Below are 15,307 nucleotides of genomic sequence, written 5' to 3'. Positions count from 1 at the left end.
ATCGGCCGTTGTCTTTTTATTATTTTTTTATAGAGAACTTAAAGTGTGTTTCGGAGTCAAATGATTCGCCTGCTTTTAACAAGGTTGAAGGGAATTCTGCTTGATTGGGGGTATCCGGAAAGTGCTGTGTTTCCAAACAAAACCCAGCATAAGGGAGGTACTTATAGCCTCTTTTTCCAAAATCATTCCCCGTCATCCAGTTGGCTGTATAGAGTTGTACGCCCGGCTCCGTTGTAAAAACATCTAGCTGAATTCCTGTGTTTTTTGAATATACTGTTGCGCAGGGTTGTGAAATAGGTAGGTTGTTTACATAGCAATGGTCGTATCCCTTGGCCGCAATAAGTTGTTCATTATTCGCCGTGATATCTTGGACAATTGGTTTAGGGATACGAAAGTCGAAGGCTGTACCTTCAACCGGTACGACCGCATTTGGTATCTGATTTTCGTCTACAAAGAGGACCTCATCAGAATTGATCTGAAGAACCTGCTGCAATACATCTCCACTGCCTTCTCCATCCAGATTGAAATACGTATGGTTGGTCAGGTTTACATGGGTATCGGCATCCGATTGCGCATGATATTTAATAATGATCTCGTTATTTCGGGTCAGGGTATAGGAAACCATCACTTTTAGGTTTCCGGGAAAGCCTTCTTCACCATCCGGGGAAACATAATAAAATTCGACATGCGACTGGTAAGTTACCCTTCTGTCCCAAACCTTGTCATGAAAACCTGAGATACCGCCATGAAGGCAATTGTTTCCATTGTTCTGAGGGAGTGTATAGTATTTTCCGTTGATCTCAAATTTGCCTTCAGCAATGCGATTTGCAAAACGTCCGGCAGTACAGCCATGATATTTTTCATCAGCGTCCAAATAGGCCTGAATGGAATCGAACCCCAAAGCCACATCCACCAAATTTCCTTTGTTATCAGGTACCAGAATACTGACAATACGTGCACCATAATCTGTTAAGAGTACTTGCATGCCCCCTTCATTTTTTAACAAGAGCAAATGCGTGTTTTTGCCATCGATTGTACCTTCAAAATGTTTTGGAATAAGTGTTTGATATTTCGTCATGATGATCCCTATTGGTATTTAGGTTAAAGATACAGAATATAACCAGTATAAAAATGACTTTGATAACAGCTGTTTGTAAAATTTGTCATTTTGAAATGTAATCAGAGATACTGCTGAAAAAATGATTCCTTTACCGGCATATCGCCGTCGTAAACTATATATATGCGCGAACGTATATTGTACCGTTTTTGGAATATATCTGCTGTGATTATAATTGTATATAAAAGCAAATTTATCTAAGTTTGCGCTATGTCTGAAAAAATGAATTGGAAAGATTTGCTCTCTGCAAAGCGCTGGGGTTACGAAGATCGGAGCGTCGATAGTTACCTTGTGGCCCGGTCAGAATTTCAACGGGATTATGATCGTCTGATCTTTTCCTCCCCATTTCGTAGATTACAGAATAAAACGCAGGTTTTTCCACTTCCTGGCGCTGTATTCGTCCACAATAGATTGACGCACAGTTTAGAAGTCGCTAGTGTGGGACGCTCTTTGGGCCGTATGTTTTATGCGCAGTTAAAAGAGGAAAATCCTAATTTAGATGTGGAATACCCCTTTTTGCAGGAAGTTGGGAATATTATCTCTGCTGCATGTCTTTCCCATGATCTGGGCAATCCAGCATTTGGCCACTCTGGAGAATCTGCGATCTCTACCTATTTCACAGACGGCGACGGACGTAAATATCAAGAACAGGTTACTGCAGAAGAATGGGCCGATCTGACCCATTTTGAAGGAAATGCCAATGCTTTGCGCATTTTAACGCATGCTTTTCAGGGAAAAGATCCCAAAGGATTTGCATTGACCTATACATCTTTAGCTTCCATTGTAAAATACCCCTGTTTGGCAATTGATGGCCATCTCAAGAAAAACCATCATCGCAAGAAATATGGCTTTTTTACCGAAGAGCAAAAAGCATTTGAGAAGATTGCCAATGAGCTAGGATTGCTGAAAGACCCTTCTAACCCTAAAGGCTATCTGAGACATCCATTGGTTTATCTGGTGGAAGCGGCAGATGATATTTGCTACAATATTATCGATTTGGAAGATGCGCATCATCTTAAAATACTATCTTATCAGGAAGTAGAAGAACTCTTGCTGCCATTGTGTGGTAAGGAGAATCTGCGCGACCGGCTCGATGGTTTGCTGGATACCCCAAGCCGGGTGGCTTTGTTGCGGGCAAAAGCAATCAATACGCTCATAAAAGGTTGTGTAGATGTCTTTGTCCGTGAACAGGAGAAATTTTTGGCAGGAACATTTGCATCGGCTTTGATGGACGCATTGGATGAGGATATTGTCAAGCAGATGAACAAAATTTCAAAAATTTCCATCGCCAAAATCTATAATGCCCCAACGGTTGTGCAGATTGAGATTGCCGGCTACCGCGTGATGGATGCATTGTTAAAAGAGTTCGTGCCAGCCTATCTGAAGAAGAACAAAAATAATTACGATAAAAAATTGGTCGCTTTAATTCCAGCACAGTTTTATACAGACAAACAAGATTCGTATTCGAAAATTCGCTGTGTTTTAGACTTTGTTTCAGGAATGACCGATGTCTATGCCATTGAACTTTATCGTAAGATCCAGGGGATAACAATACCAAGTATTGAATAACTTTGTTCTTTACTCTTTGTTCTAAAATCTCAATACGCATATCTCAATACGTTAAAAATGAAAGTTGTAATAGCTGAAAAGCCCTCTGTGGCGCGTGATCTGGCTCGAGTGATGGGGGCGAAAGAAGTCAAAGACGGTTATATCGCCGGTAATGGCTATGCTTTTACGTATGCTTTTGGCCATTTGGTGCAACTCTGTACACCGCAGGCTTACGGATACAATTCGTGGACAATTTCAAATTTGCCGATCATTCCGCCAACATTTAAGTTGGAGTCGAAGAAGGTGAAGCGGGATGGCAAGCAAATGGACGATACAGGGGCTGTGAAACAGCTCAATACCATCAAATCACTTTTAGAACAAGCCGAAGAAATCATCGTGGCTACGGATGCTGGACGGGAAGGTGAATTGATCTTTCGCAATATATACTATTTTTTAGGTTCTAAAGTGCCATTTAAACGTCTGTGGATCTCCAGCCAAACAGATAAAGCTATTAAGGAAGGATTTGCCAATTTAAAAGCAGGCACGGAGTACGATAGTCTTTATATGTCTGCCCGTTCGCGCTCAGAGTCGGACTGGCTGATCGGCATCAATGCAACACAGGCGATCACATTGGCGGCAGGCAATAAAGGGCTGCTTTCTTTGGGACGTGTGCAGACACCCACTCTGGCGATGATCTGTTCGCGGTATCTGGAAAATAAAGACTTTAAACCGCAGGCATTTTATAAAATTCAGGCGGGATTTGAAAAAGATAATATCAGTTTTAAGGCCACTTCAAATAAAATTGATAAGAAAGACGTTGCTGAACAAACCATAGCTAGACTGACTGTCAGTTCTAATGCACGTGTTGCAAAAGTGGAAGCCAAAGAGACAAAGGAACAGCCACCGCTACTATTTGATTTAACATCCCTTCAACAGGATGCAAACAAAAAATACGGTTATTCGGCAGATCAGACATTAAGTATTGCGCAAACACTTTATGAGAAAAAAGTCATCACCTATCCACGTACCGGTTCGCGTTACATTGGCGAGGATGTCTTCGAGAAAATTGAAGAGCTTTTTCAGCATCTATCTGATACCGCAGAAGAATCTATCGCGTCAATAGCCAAAAATCTGATCGGTGCAAAGTTGAATAAACGCTCTGTGGATGATAAAAAAGTCACCGATCACCATGCCTTGCTGGTGACGGATGAAAAGCCGGGACCGATGCTGAAAGAGCAGCAGAATATCTACAATATGATCGCCAAACGTATGGTCGAAAGTTTCTCGGAAGTCTGTATAAAGGATATTACTACCGTGACAATCGATGCACAGGGGGTTGAATTGATCGCCAAAGGTACCGTAATCAAACAATATGGCTGGCGTCTTTCTGCTGAACAGATCGAAGCTCCGGATGAAGATAAGAACAACGACGACCAGGATAACGAAAATGCGCAATTACCGAAGCTACTAGCCGAAGAAATCTTGCAGATCTTGACCCTGGAGCTTGCCGAACGTTTTACCAAAGCAAGACCCATACATACCGAAGCATCTTTGCTAAAGGCAATGGAAACTTCTGGAAAGGAAATCGAAGATGATGAGATGCGTCAGGCCATGAAAGACTGTGGACTTGGTACTCCAGCTACACGCGCGGCAACTATTGAAACACTTTTTCAACGCGATTATATTAAGCGAGATAAGAAAAAGCTTATTCCGACCGAAAAAGGGCTGGCGGTATACCATCTCGTAAAAGATCGTTCCATTGCAAAGGTAACACTAACCGGTAAATGGGAACAGAAGCTGGAAGAAATGCGTGCTAATAAGGTTTCTTACGATGTTTTCATGAAACATATTAAGGACTATACAGCCAAAATCACCAAAGAGCTGCTGACATTGCGGATTTCTTTGGCACAGGAGGAAGTGAAACCCCAGCAGAAAGGAAAGATAAAATGTCCGAAATGTGAGAAGGGGTTGATTCTGCTGTATGATAAGGTGGCACAATGCGATCACTATGCTCGTGGATGTGATTTTAAAATCTGGCGGACCTTAAATGGTATCTTTCTGGATGAAAAGGAAATGAAGAACCTACTGGAAAAAGGAAAGACTTCCGAGTTTAAAGGCGTGAAAAATAACGAAGGCGCTATTGTTACTGCAGCGCTTGTATTCGAGAATTTTAAAGTTAACGTGGGATAAGTTGTGTACCCCACGTTTTGACCTTATAAACCTTTAACCATGCTGTAGAATATCCTGCAAAGCAGCAGAAATCGTCGGATATTTAAAGGTATATCCATTATTTTCCAGCCTTTCCGGCAATACCCAACGACTTTTCAAAAGGAGTTCTGTCTCCGTACCGATCAAAGCAGCACCTATTTCCAGCAACCATTTTTTCCCATAACGTGGCAACATCAACGGAAAATCCTGTTCCGATATCACCCGAACTTTCAGTCATCGGACGATCCTCAGCGTGACGGTAAATAGTCGCTGTGCTTGAATTCAGCCACAGCTTTGGTGGATTGTTAGCTGCTGATATGAGTTCGCCGAGTATTTTTGTCGTTGCTGTTCTCGAAGAGAATATTTCGGCCTTGTTTTTTTCGTTATAGCGGCAATTGACAGACTTGCCAGCTAGATTGATGAGTAAGTCCGCGTTTTCCAGTGCTTCGGCAATACCGCGACGATCTGACCAAAGGACATCAGCCTGTTGTCGGCCTATGATAATAACCTGGTGTCCCAATGCCCGGAATTTTTGGAAAAGATATTGACCAACAAAACCTGTTCCCCCAGCAATGACTATTTTATTCATGGCGAGTTTATTTTGTTATTTATTTAAGGATTGATTGTTGAACTTAGCGTTCTTCTTTGTTTTGCAATGCGTTTACCTCTAAAAAAGAGAAACATATTGAGAAAAAGCATCACACCTAAATAGATACTGAATCCACCGATTTTATAACTCAGGCGTTCGATGAGTTCCTGGATGCTAGGCTTGTAAAGACTGATTTCGAGAATGTAGAGTGCAAATCCAAGATTCATCAGATAAAATCCGATACGAAAGAGATTATTTGTCGCTTTGGCGACCTCTGGTCTTCCGGCAAAGATATCATTCATGTAAACGATGCTATTTTTGAATAGCACATACGCAACATAATAGGTTAATCCGATTGCAATGGGTAGATAAATAAAGTACCCGATAACTGTTAAATTTCCCATGATATTAATGTTTAATGGTTAATGAGTTTTTCCTTTTTGCGAAGAGGTAAATACCGAGCATATTCAAGTAATGTAAGCCAACAAGTACAAAAAGCAACCGGCCTGTTTTTAGCGCAATATTGCTGATCAGTTCATCAACAGATTGAATTTGGTTCCAATAGCTAAATTGTATAATGGCATAGCCGATGTTGAACAGATAATATCCCATAAGCAATAGATTATTTGTCGTATCAGCCAGGCTGGTGTCCTGTCCAAAAAGAGATACGATAAAAGTCCGGCCATTTCGATGAAACTGTCGACCGACCCAAAGGATGATATAACAGGTCAACAGGCCGTAGATGGTATATGCCAGGATATTAAAGTTCATGATACTACATCATTAGTTTGATCAATTTAATGAGTAAATCTCCTCCACTTGTATTGAAAATCTTATTGGCTATTGTTTCAAGCTGATCCGTCAGATTCTGGATATCCTTTACGGTTTTGTGAAACTCTTTGCCTTCTGCTGTCTTATCCTTTTCAGTATTTCGGCTTATTTCCTTCAGAATATCCATTACTGGATCAAGTTCTTTTTGTTTGCGCATGACCGCGATTTTCATGGCCCATTTTAAGACCTCCTTTTCAGCGACAAAATATTCCTTTCTGTCGCCAGCGATATGCTTTTTATAAACGATGCCATAATCGATCAACTGGCGGATGCTCATATTGGCGTTCCCTCTGGAAATAACCAGCTTTTCCATAATCTCGTCTGTAGACATCGGATTGCTCGCAGAGAGGAGCAGTGCATGAACCTGAGCAACGGACTTGTTGATGCCCCATTCGGAACCTAAGGCTCCCCATGTGTCTATGAACTGTTGTTTTGCTTCTCGTAACTCCATTGTGCTTTTTATTTGACCTTTATTTATTTTTTCTTCTTATGCTATCGAAGCTTTCAAACCTGTTGTATCTTCTATATCCAATAACATATCGAACTCTTCTCATGTTATTGAAGCTTTCAAGCTTGTTTATAACTTCTATATCCAATAACATATCAAAAGTATTAATAGTTTTTGAATTTTCAAAAATTTCTGAAAATAAAATAAGTTTGGAAAAGCAAGTCACCTTATCGTAATAAGAGTTCGCTTTTCTTGTGGACTTTTCGATTTGTTTTAACTTTGCCTGCATTATGGCGACAACTTTGTATAATCCTTTCAAACAATTTCAGTTTGATTCAGATATTTGTTTTTTAACGGGAAATAAGCTTCAGTCGGAAGAAGAGTCCATTCAGGTTTTTCCTGTGTGGATGATGAAATCTTTTCAATTGGAAGATAAACCTTTTAAAATGCTGGATGAGAATCTGGTCACCTACAAATCGTTAAAACTACCTTGTTCTATGGTAGCTGCCGAGGCGATTGAACAGATGGAACGCGCTGTTGAACAATCATTTGAACAGGGATATGACGCTGTGAAACAATTGGACCCTTTGCTCTTGTTCCAATGGATGACAAAAATCATCTATGGCGTGGTTTTTAATGAGATTCTTGCGGGAATTCGTCAGCAAAAAGCTTCTGGGGAAGACATGAACTTTTCGCAGGCCCTTGCGCAACGTTTTACGAATCTGCACGCAATGTTGCAATCGCTGGTTGTGCCCATGGAATTTGAGAATACCTTTCCCTTTTCATTGGTCGTTGTACCTGTAGAGAATGCGCCGGATACATTTATGTATCGCGATGAAATCAATACATTGATCTTCTCTATCCGGATGAAGGATTTCGCGGTAGTTGCTTGTCTTCAGGATAATGCCACCAATAATATTTACCACGAAGATGTGTTGAAAGCAATTGAGGGAGAAACCTTGCACCCTATTCAGTTTGAAGAATTATGTGCACGTTATTTTTATTCAGCATATTTGTTTAATCGTTTGCCTGATTATACCTATTTGAATACCCCACAAAAGGTTTATGTCGAACCTATGCCTTTAGCTGATATGTCGATGAAACCAATATTTGATCATTGGCAGAATAAGACCTATGGACAAGTGCTGGAAAATTTTTGGAAACCTTGGGGCTTGACTTTATTTGAAATTATCAAAGACCCAGAGCATCCGGTCAGTTTTCTTTTAGACGCGGCTGGTAACTTCGTTTCGAAGGTTGATATGCCCTTAAATTAGTATAGAAAAACCGTAAAGTAATAAAGTATCTTATTCTATCGTTAAATGGTACGATTATGGATAGGGTAGATTATGCAGTTAACAGCTTTAAAGACTATTTTTTCAATTTTACTTTTTATGGTAATGTGCTCATCTCTAGAAGCACAGGTCATTGCTAAGCGCGATATTCCCGCAGACAGCTTAGTACAGAATGTCGACGATTTTCCTTATTTTAAAGGCGGAGTGGTTGCCTGGTCCAGATTCTTGCAGAATAATCTGGATTTGTCACGGACAGTAGGTGCAATGGATAGCGTAGCTTACGCCCGATACGGATCACGGCAGACAGCGGTGCTGAAATTTATTGTTTGCGAAGATGGATCGATCTGTAACATTGAAATCGAGAATCCTGACAAAGTGAGTCCCGAGTTTGCGAAGGCAGTATTGTCGGCCATGCGAAAGTCGCCACAGTGGATGCCTGCACAAGTCAAAGGAAAACCAGTTAAAACAAGATTCAGACAACCCGTAGTTGCAGTGATTGAATAAATTTGAATAGCAAAATAGATCTAAAATTTTCACCATTTAAAAAGTAATATGTCATTTTGGGATAAAGTCAAAAAGATTATGAGTAGCGGAGCTGAAGAATCTTCGCCTGAAAAAAAAGATACAGAGATTACTGCCGGCGGATCTACAGTATATCGCTATGAAGATCAACCCGAGGAAAAGGATCCAAAAAACCTATTCCCTGAGGTGCAATGTGTTTATCTTGATGAAATAGAAGAGCACCTGACGAAGCACATTGCAACACCTGATATGGTGTTCCATGAGATTATTTCAGAACTTGTGCATATCGATGTCCATTGGATCAAACCGAGCGCTAACTATCCCTATCATATCTTGGTTACTTCGGGGATGAGCGATCTGCCTATGCATGTTCCGGACGAGGTAGAAAATAAAGAAGTCTATGAGCGTGCTGAGTTAATGGTCGTGTTGCCTGCAGATTGGAAAATAGGAGAGGAAGAGTTTCAGGACGATAATAATTATTGGCCGGTCTACTTTTTAAAGCGGTTAGCGCGATTCCCACATGAGTACAAAACCTGGCTGGGTTATGGGCATACAATTCCGAATGGGATGGAAGCCGAAGATATTGCAAATACCGGATTTGGTTGTATGTTGCTGCTTCCGCCTATGCTAAGCTTTGATGAAGAGTTTTTAGAATTAAAGACCAAAGATGGCAATATCATCAATTTTTATGCAATGATTCCAGTTTATAAAGAAGAAATGGATTATAAACTGGAAGAGGGGACGGATGCACTCTTGGATCTTTTTGATGAATATGGAATTTCGGAACTGGTCGATACTGATCGTCCAAATGTCTGCCGCGACCGGTAGTTTTTAACAAAAGCGAGTCAATAGGCATCGTGTATTGAAGTCGTTTGTATTGACTCGCTTTTTTTCTGAAAGTGTCTGTTTTCAAAGGCCATCAAGAACTTTCATGCCTGTTGTTGATCCAAAGGAATCATGAAAGTTTTCTTTAGACACTCTTCTCTATTACCGCAATTGTTTTGTCGATATCTTCATAACTTACATTGAGATGAGGCCTGAAACGAATACTTTTTTCGCCACAGCCTAGGATAATCAGTTTATTTGCGTAGGCTTTCTTGATAAATTCATTGCGTGCGATTTCGGATTCAAAATCTAATGCAACGAACAATCCTTCGCCTCTTAAGTTGGAGAGTTGTGGTTTGTCTTTCATCATCTCTTGGAGTTTATCTTGCAGATAGCGTCCTTTTTCAGCCGCATTTTGAACAAGATTTTCTTGCTCTATGACTTCTAAGATCAATTTAAAACGTAGCATATCCATAAAATCGCCACCAAAAGTTGAATTGATGCGACTAGATTCTTTGAAGACGTGATGTTCTACCTGGTCGAATTTTTCCTTATTGGCCAATATGCCGCATACCTGTGCTTTTTTGCCAAAGGCAAGCACATCGGGAATAACGTCATAATGTTGGTAGGCCCACATTTTTCCTGTTATTCCCAGGCCGGTCTGCACTTCGTCAAAAATTAATAATAGCTGATTTTCATCACATATTTGACGAAGTTGTACAAAAAATTCCTTTCGAAAGTGATTGTCGCCCCCTTCACCCTGAATTGGTTCAATAATTAGGCAAGCAATATCATTGGGGTTTTCCTGAATGGCTTGGCGTATTTCGGAAATAGCCTTCTCTTCCAGTGCGATGGTCTGATCGATACTCTCGTCCGTTAGGGGATAGCGCAGCTTTGGATTGCTGATGCGTGGCCAGTTGAATTTTGGAAAATAGAGGTATTTTCTTGGATCTTGTGTATTTGTTAACGATAGCGTATAACCGGATCTGCCATGAAAGGCTTGTTTAAAATGGATAACCTGACTGGCCTCCTTTTGTATACCCTGTACAAAATTATGTCTTGTTTTCCAGTCGAAGGCTGCCTTTAGCGCATTTTCTACCGCAAGGGTTCCGCCTGATATAAAGAATGCATAAGGAAGTTCTTTCGGTATGGCCACCCGATCAAAAGTGTCGACAAAGTCAGCAAATTCTTTGGGGTAAATATCTGATATGGCAGGTTTATTGACAGCCATTTTACCTAAAAATTCGCGTTGTTTGACCAGATGCGGGTGATTATAACCCACTGCCATGGAGGCAAACATGCTGAACATATCGAGGTATTCATCTCCATTTTCATCCACTACATAAGAACCATGGGATTTTTCCATATCCATCACCAAAGGAAATCCATCGGCTAATATATGTTTGCTCAATCTTTCATGTACGTTGCTCATAATTTTGTGTGTAAATGGTTTATAAATCAAATTTAATGCCCTGTGCCAAAGGTAAGTCAGTCGTATAATTGATGGTGTTCGTCTGGCGTCGCATGTAAGCTTTCCACGCATCTGATCCAGATTCCCTACCGCCGCCGGTTTCTTTTTCACCACCGAATGCACCTCCGATTTCTGCTCCAGAAGTGCCAATATTGACATTGGCGATACCACAGTCGGATCCGGCGGCACTCAGAAATAACTCTGCTTCCCGGAGGTTGTTTGTCATGACAGCAGAAGATAGTCCTTGAGAGACACTATTCTGTAACGTTATGGCTTCGCCAATATCTCCCTTATATTTGATTAAATATAGGATGGGCGCAAAAGTCTCGTGCTGGACGATTTCATAATGATTTTCGACCTCGGCAATGACAGGCTGTACATAGCATCCGCTTTCATAACCTTTGCCTTCCAGGACTTTGCCCTTGATCAGCATTTTTCCCCCTTGTGTTTTAATTTTGTCCAGCGCGTTTAAGTATGATTTTACGGCGGCTTTGTCGATCAATGGTCCTACATGATTTTTCGTGTCCAAAGGGTCACCAATTTTTAATTGTCCATAAGCTTTGGTCAGTTGTTTTTTGACTTTGTCATAGACGCTCTCATGGATAATAAGTCTGCGGGTGCTTGTGCAGCGCTGTCCGGCGGTACCTACTGCACCGAATACAGCGCCGATAATGGTCATTTTTAAGTCTGCGTCTGGGGTAACGATGATGGCATTGTTTCCGCCGAGTTCCAGGAGTGTTTTACCTAGACGCTGTGCTACCGTAACAGCGACTTCTTTTCCCATGCGGGTAGATCCCGTTGCAGAAATCAATGCGATGCGCTTATCCGCAGCAAGCCACTCGCCAGCTTCTTTGTCACCCATAATCAGGTTGGATATCCCTTCGGGCAGTCCATTGCTTTGTAGAATTTCCGCAAGTAGTTTTTGACATGCGATGGCGCATAGCGGTGTTTTCTCACTGGGTTTCCAGATAACCGTATTCCCACATGCCAAGGCTAGCGCAATGTTCCATGCCCATACAGCAACGGGAAAGTTGAAGGCTGTAATAATACCCACCACACCCAGGGGATGATATTGGTCGTACATACGGTGACCGGGGCGTTCCGAATGGATGGTATTGCCATATAATTGACGGGATAAACCTACAGCGAAGTCACAGATATCAATCATCTCCTGCACTTCACCCATGCCTTCTTGGTAAGATTTGCCCATTTCGTACGATACCAATTTTCCGAGAACGGGTTTGAGTTCCCTTAGTTTGTCTCCCAATTGGCGAATGATATCTCCTCTTTTTGGTGTAGGGATTAAACGCCATTGTAAGAACGTATTTTCTGCCTGTCTAACAACGGTCTCATAGTCTTTACTAGTGCTGCCTTTTATTTTTGCGATAAGTTTTCCATCTACAGGTGAAAAGGATTCGAATTCTTTCCCTTCGGAAAACCATTGCTGTCCTGTTGATGATCCTAAATTCTGGGAAGATATTCCAAGTGTTTTAAGCGCTGCATTTATCATAATGGTTTATTTTATTCGTGGAATATTTTAAATGTATGAAATAAATTTTTTATTATCAAGTTTGTTGTGAATATTGTTCAGTTAAAAATAATCGTTATCTTAGATAAGCTAATGTAGACTATATCATGATAAAACAGATTAATATCGATTATTATCAAGTGGACGATTTACTGTCCGAAGAACATAAACTGATACGGCAGGCTGTGCGCGATTTTGTGAAAACAGAGATAAAGCCTTTTATTGAAGATGCGGCGCAGGAACATCGGGCCATGGAAGGTTTGATGCCTAAGTTGGGGGCTATTGGAGCATTGGGGCCCTATATTCCCGCTGAGTATGGTGGAGCAGGCTTAGATCAGATTTCCTATGGTTTAATTATGCAGGAATTGGAGGCGGGCGATTCGGCGATTCGTTCGGCTGCATCTGTGCAATCCTCTTTAGTGATGTTTCCTATTTATACTTATGGCAGCGAAGAGCAACGTCTTAAATACCTACCCCGACTGGCATCGGGGGAACTGATCGGATCTTTTGGTTTAACAGAGCCCAACCATGGATCTGATCCTGGTGGAATGGAAACGAAATTGACGGCTAAGGGGGACGGTTTTTTATTAAATGGTTCCAAAATGTGGATCACAAATTCCCCGGTCTGCGATATTGCTGTCGTTTGGGCGCGAGATGAAGCTGGAAAGGTGAGGGGGGTAATTGTAGAACGCAGAATGGCCGGTTTTGAAACGCCAGAGACCTTGCATAAATGGTCCTTGCGGGCATCTAAAACAGGTGAGTTGGTTTTTCATGATGTGTATATTCCAGCAGAAAATATACTTCCGGATGTAAATTCTATGCGTGGACCGCTTTCCTGTTTAAACTCTGCAAGGTATGGAATTTCATGGGGGGTGATTGGCGCAGCGATAGACTGTTATGAAACTGCCGTGCAATATGCATTGGAGCGACATCAATTTGATAAACCGATTGCTGGTTTCCAGTTACAACAAAAGAAGCTTGCAGAATTTTTAACAGAAATAACCAAGGCCCAGCTGTTGTCCTGGCGTTTGGGAATGCTTAAAAATGAAGGGAAGGCTACACCTCAGCAAATCTCAATGGCAAAACGGAATAATGTGAGTATGGCCTTACAGATTGCCCGTGAATCAAGACAGATTCTTGGTGGGATGGGGATAGTGGGAGATTTTCCTATTATGCGGCATATGATGAATCTCGAATCTGTGATTACCTATGAAGGGACCCATGATATCCATTTATTGATCACAGGGCAGGATATTACAGGTTTGAATGCTTTTTCATAATGTAAACTTTCGTTGCGTAACAGGGATTTTTCGGCATATTTATCCTATGCGAGTCCGAGTATTTGGTGTTTTTTGGCTATTTTTCGATAGTTCTGGGAAAGAGGCTCCGCTGGGTTTCGTTTCGTTTTTTGCGATGAATAGGCGATGAATATGCCTTGAATCTGTCTTGAAAGGGCCTAACGAGGGCTTAACTAGGGCTTAGCTTCGCCCTGCGAGCAGGGTGCGTCTATCTTGAAAGCTACCTGATTCCATACTAAACACGGACTCAACACGGACTCAGCTCGGACTTACCTTGGATTCATGGTGTATTACGGATAAATAAACAGTACTTATGTGACGCTTTAAACCTGCGGGTATATCGACTTAAACCTGCGGGTATATCGACTTAAACCTGCGGGGGTGAGCGAAACAAGAGCTGCTCCACTGCATCATTAAATTAAGGCATTCCTAGTCCGATGTTGAACCCCCGAATTCTTTTTAAGTCTTTATAGCGTGTTTTTTCGAGTTGTTCGCGTGTTTACAGTGTTGCTGCGGAGTTTTTCGGCTGCGGTTCGGGCCTGCGTTGGCCCTTGGTCGGGGCATCCGGGGGGCATGGTCGCAACCGGAACGCCATTTGTCCTTGGTGCTAGCGGGGTGATTCAGGGTTATACTCGGAGGCAACACGGAAGGAACACGGACGCAGCACGCTTGCAGACCGAACCTGTCCACAGGCTGTCCCGAAGCTGCTCCGAAGCAGCTCCGAACCCGCGCGGGCCCTAGCAGGGAGCAGGTGCGGAGGGGGACCGGAGGTTTCCGCAGGCTCTTCCCTGCAGCTGGCTTTTAATCTCCTCGCTGCGCCCCGGTTTCCCCCTAGACGGGGAATAATTCTGGACTTCTTATCCCTTAGTGTAGTTTTTGTTTATTGTTACCTTAGCCTTAAAATAGATTTAGTTTAGGTCTTACCTATACTATACCTAAACAAATCCTAACTAAACCCTAACTAAACCCTAACTAAAATGATAAGAAAGTATAGCTATGAAACGGGGTATCCCACCGCCCCGTGATCTGCCGTTTTCTGCTATTATATAGCTGTTCTTTTTGGTGCGTATACTACCCCGAGGGTCCGAGCAGGCTTTTAGTAGCAGATCTTTCAGGCCCAACAATTGACCGCGTTCACTGCGCTGCTTTCATCTGCAGGCTATTTTGGCCGTTCCCGCTATTCCGCCACTTCGTACTTGCTGCGAAAGCCACCTCTTGCTGATGTCCGCCCGGCAGGCCTGTCGGGCGGACATCAGCAAACCTCGGTGGAACCCTTTTTCGTGGCGCCCGGGTTTCTCCCTAAGCGGGGAAGAGCTCTGAACTTTTTATCCCTTAGTGTAGTTTTTGTTTATTGTTAGCTTAGCTTTAAGTTAGATTTCGTTTAGGTCGTGGCGCCCGGGGTTTCCCGCATCGGTTTGGGCTATAGGATCAGCTGTTTTTGGCCTTCCTCTGCACCTCCCACTGCCAAAAACCAAAAAGAATCTCCCATCCTGACAGGCAGTTAAGAGAAAAATGAAAATAATAAGAACAAAAGGCTTGGAAGTTTGTATTTAAACTCCCTATCTTTGCACCACTCCGCAAGGGAGGGACGGTTGCTTCGAAAGAAGAAATCATGAAAAAAGAAGGGTTT

General features: G+C 42.1%; 15 protein-coding genes. 6 read left to right on the top strand and 9 right to left on the bottom strand.

Annotated features, from left to right (window positions below; translation table 11 throughout):
* Nucleotides 1-19 precede the first annotated feature (19 nt).
* Complete coding sequence (locus tag B3C94_RS21445; protein WP_293907604.1) at nucleotides 20-1,078, bottom strand: aldose epimerase family protein; 1,059 nt, start codon at nucleotides 1,076-1,078, stop codon at nucleotides 20-22.
* Between the two features lie 249 nt (nucleotides 1,079-1,327).
* Between B3C94_RS21445 and B3C94_RS21440 the strand changes: the two genes are divergently transcribed.
* Together B3C94_RS21440 and B3C94_RS21435 are read left to right on the top strand one after the other, a co-directional pair.
* Nucleotides 1,328-2,686 (top strand): deoxyguanosinetriphosphate triphosphohydrolase, encoded by a 1,359-nt coding sequence (locus B3C94_RS21440; RefSeq protein WP_293907602.1) that lies wholly within the window; start codon nucleotides 1,328-1,330, stop codon nucleotides 2,684-2,686.
* Nucleotides 2,687-2,743: 57 nt separating this feature from the next.
* On the top strand, nucleotides 2,744-4,855 hold the full coding sequence (locus tag B3C94_RS21435) for a type IA DNA topoisomerase (RefSeq protein ID WP_293907600.1): 2,112 nt from the start codon (nucleotides 2,744-2,746) through the stop codon (nucleotides 4,853-4,855).
* 33 nt (nucleotides 4,856-4,888) lie between these two features.
* Here the strand turns inward: B3C94_RS21435 and B3C94_RS21430 are convergent, their stop codons facing one another.
* From B3C94_RS21430 to B3C94_RS21410, 5 genes are read right to left on the bottom strand one after another with little or no spacing between them, the layout of a single operon-like run.
* Nucleotides 4,889-4,993 carry a DUF1731 domain-containing protein gene (locus B3C94_RS21430; protein WP_293907598.1) on the bottom strand — a complete coding sequence of 35 codons (105 nt, stop codon included), beginning with the start codon at nucleotides 4,991-4,993 and terminating at the stop codon, nucleotides 4,889-4,891.
* On the bottom strand, nucleotides 4,953-5,462 hold the full coding sequence (locus B3C94_RS21425) for an NAD-dependent epimerase/dehydratase family protein (RefSeq protein ID WP_293907596.1): 510 nt from the start codon (nucleotides 5,460-5,462) through the stop codon (nucleotides 4,953-4,955). The genes B3C94_RS21430 and B3C94_RS21425 overlap by 41 nt, the downstream gene beginning before the upstream one ends.
* Before the next feature lie 23 nt (nucleotides 5,463-5,485).
* The gene (locus tag B3C94_RS21420; protein WP_293907594.1) at nucleotides 5,486-5,866 is read right to left on the bottom strand and encodes a hypothetical protein; all 381 of its coding nucleotides are present in this window, start codon (nucleotides 5,864-5,866) and stop codon (nucleotides 5,486-5,488) included.
* Between the two features lie 4 nt (nucleotides 5,867-5,870).
* Nucleotides 5,871-6,233 carry a hypothetical protein gene (locus B3C94_RS21415; RefSeq protein ID WP_293907592.1) on the bottom strand — a complete coding sequence of 121 codons (363 nt, stop codon included), beginning with the start codon at nucleotides 6,231-6,233 and terminating at the stop codon, nucleotides 5,871-5,873.
* Nucleotides 6,234-6,237: 4 nt separating this feature from the next.
* Nucleotides 6,238-6,744 carry a GbsR/MarR family transcriptional regulator gene (locus B3C94_RS21410; RefSeq protein WP_293907590.1) on the bottom strand — a complete coding sequence of 169 codons (507 nt, stop codon included), beginning with the start codon at nucleotides 6,742-6,744 and terminating at the stop codon, nucleotides 6,238-6,240.
* A 287-nt stretch (nucleotides 6,745-7,031) separates the two neighbouring features.
* On the opposite strand from B3C94_RS21410, the gene B3C94_RS21405 reads away from it, so the two are divergent.
* The 3 genes from B3C94_RS21405 to B3C94_RS21395 all read left to right on the top strand — a co-directional run bounded on the left by B3C94_RS21405 (nucleotide 7,032) and on the right by B3C94_RS21395 (nucleotide 9,383).
* Nucleotides 7,032-8,015 (top strand): hypothetical protein, encoded by a 984-nt coding sequence (locus B3C94_RS21405; RefSeq protein ID WP_293907588.1) that lies wholly within the window; start codon nucleotides 7,032-7,034, stop codon nucleotides 8,013-8,015.
* A 123-nt stretch (nucleotides 8,016-8,138) separates the two neighbouring features.
* The gene (locus tag B3C94_RS21400) at nucleotides 8,139-8,537 is read left to right on the top strand and encodes an energy transducer TonB (protein ID WP_293907586.1); all 399 of its coding nucleotides are present in this window, start codon (nucleotides 8,139-8,141) and stop codon (nucleotides 8,535-8,537) included.
* Between the two features lie 48 nt (nucleotides 8,538-8,585).
* Nucleotides 8,586-9,383 carry a suppressor of fused domain protein gene (locus B3C94_RS21395; protein WP_293907584.1) on the top strand — a complete coding sequence of 266 codons (798 nt, stop codon included), beginning with the start codon at nucleotides 8,586-8,588 and terminating at the stop codon, nucleotides 9,381-9,383.
* A gap of 142 nt (nucleotides 9,384-9,525) precedes the next feature.
* On the opposite strand, the gene lat is transcribed toward B3C94_RS21395, so the two are convergent.
* Both lat and B3C94_RS21385 read right to left on the bottom strand, forming a co-directional pair.
* Complete coding sequence (gene lat, locus B3C94_RS21390) at nucleotides 9,526-10,812, bottom strand: L-lysine 6-transaminase (RefSeq protein WP_293907582.1); 1,287 nt, start codon at nucleotides 10,810-10,812, stop codon at nucleotides 9,526-9,528.
* Nucleotides 10,813-10,831: 19 nt separating this feature from the next.
* Nucleotides 10,832-12,361: an aldehyde dehydrogenase family protein gene (locus tag B3C94_RS21385; RefSeq protein WP_293907580.1), complete on the bottom strand. Its 1,530-nt coding sequence runs from the start codon at nucleotides 12,359-12,361 to the stop codon at nucleotides 10,832-10,834.
* Nucleotides 12,362-12,486: 125 nt separating this feature from the next.
* Here B3C94_RS21385 and B3C94_RS21380 point away from each other — a divergent pair, with 125 nt between their 5' ends.
* A complete protein-coding gene (locus tag B3C94_RS21380) occupies nucleotides 12,487-13,659 on the top strand; it encodes an acyl-CoA dehydrogenase family protein (RefSeq protein ID WP_293907578.1) in 1,173 nt (390 codons plus the stop codon).
* Between the two features lie 1,446 nt (nucleotides 13,660-15,105).
* On the opposite strand, the gene B3C94_RS21375 is transcribed toward B3C94_RS21380, so the two are convergent.
* The coding region (locus B3C94_RS21375; RefSeq protein WP_293907576.1) for a hypothetical protein at nucleotides 15,106-15,307 on the bottom strand (202 nt) is incomplete at its 5' end.

The sequence above is a fragment of the Sphingobacterium sp. UBA5670 genome (genome assembly GCF_002420705.1).
Taxonomy (GTDB): domain Bacteria; phylum Bacteroidota; class Bacteroidia; order Sphingobacteriales; family Sphingobacteriaceae; genus Sphingobacterium.
This window is presented reverse-complemented; position numbering and strand designations above follow the sequence as displayed.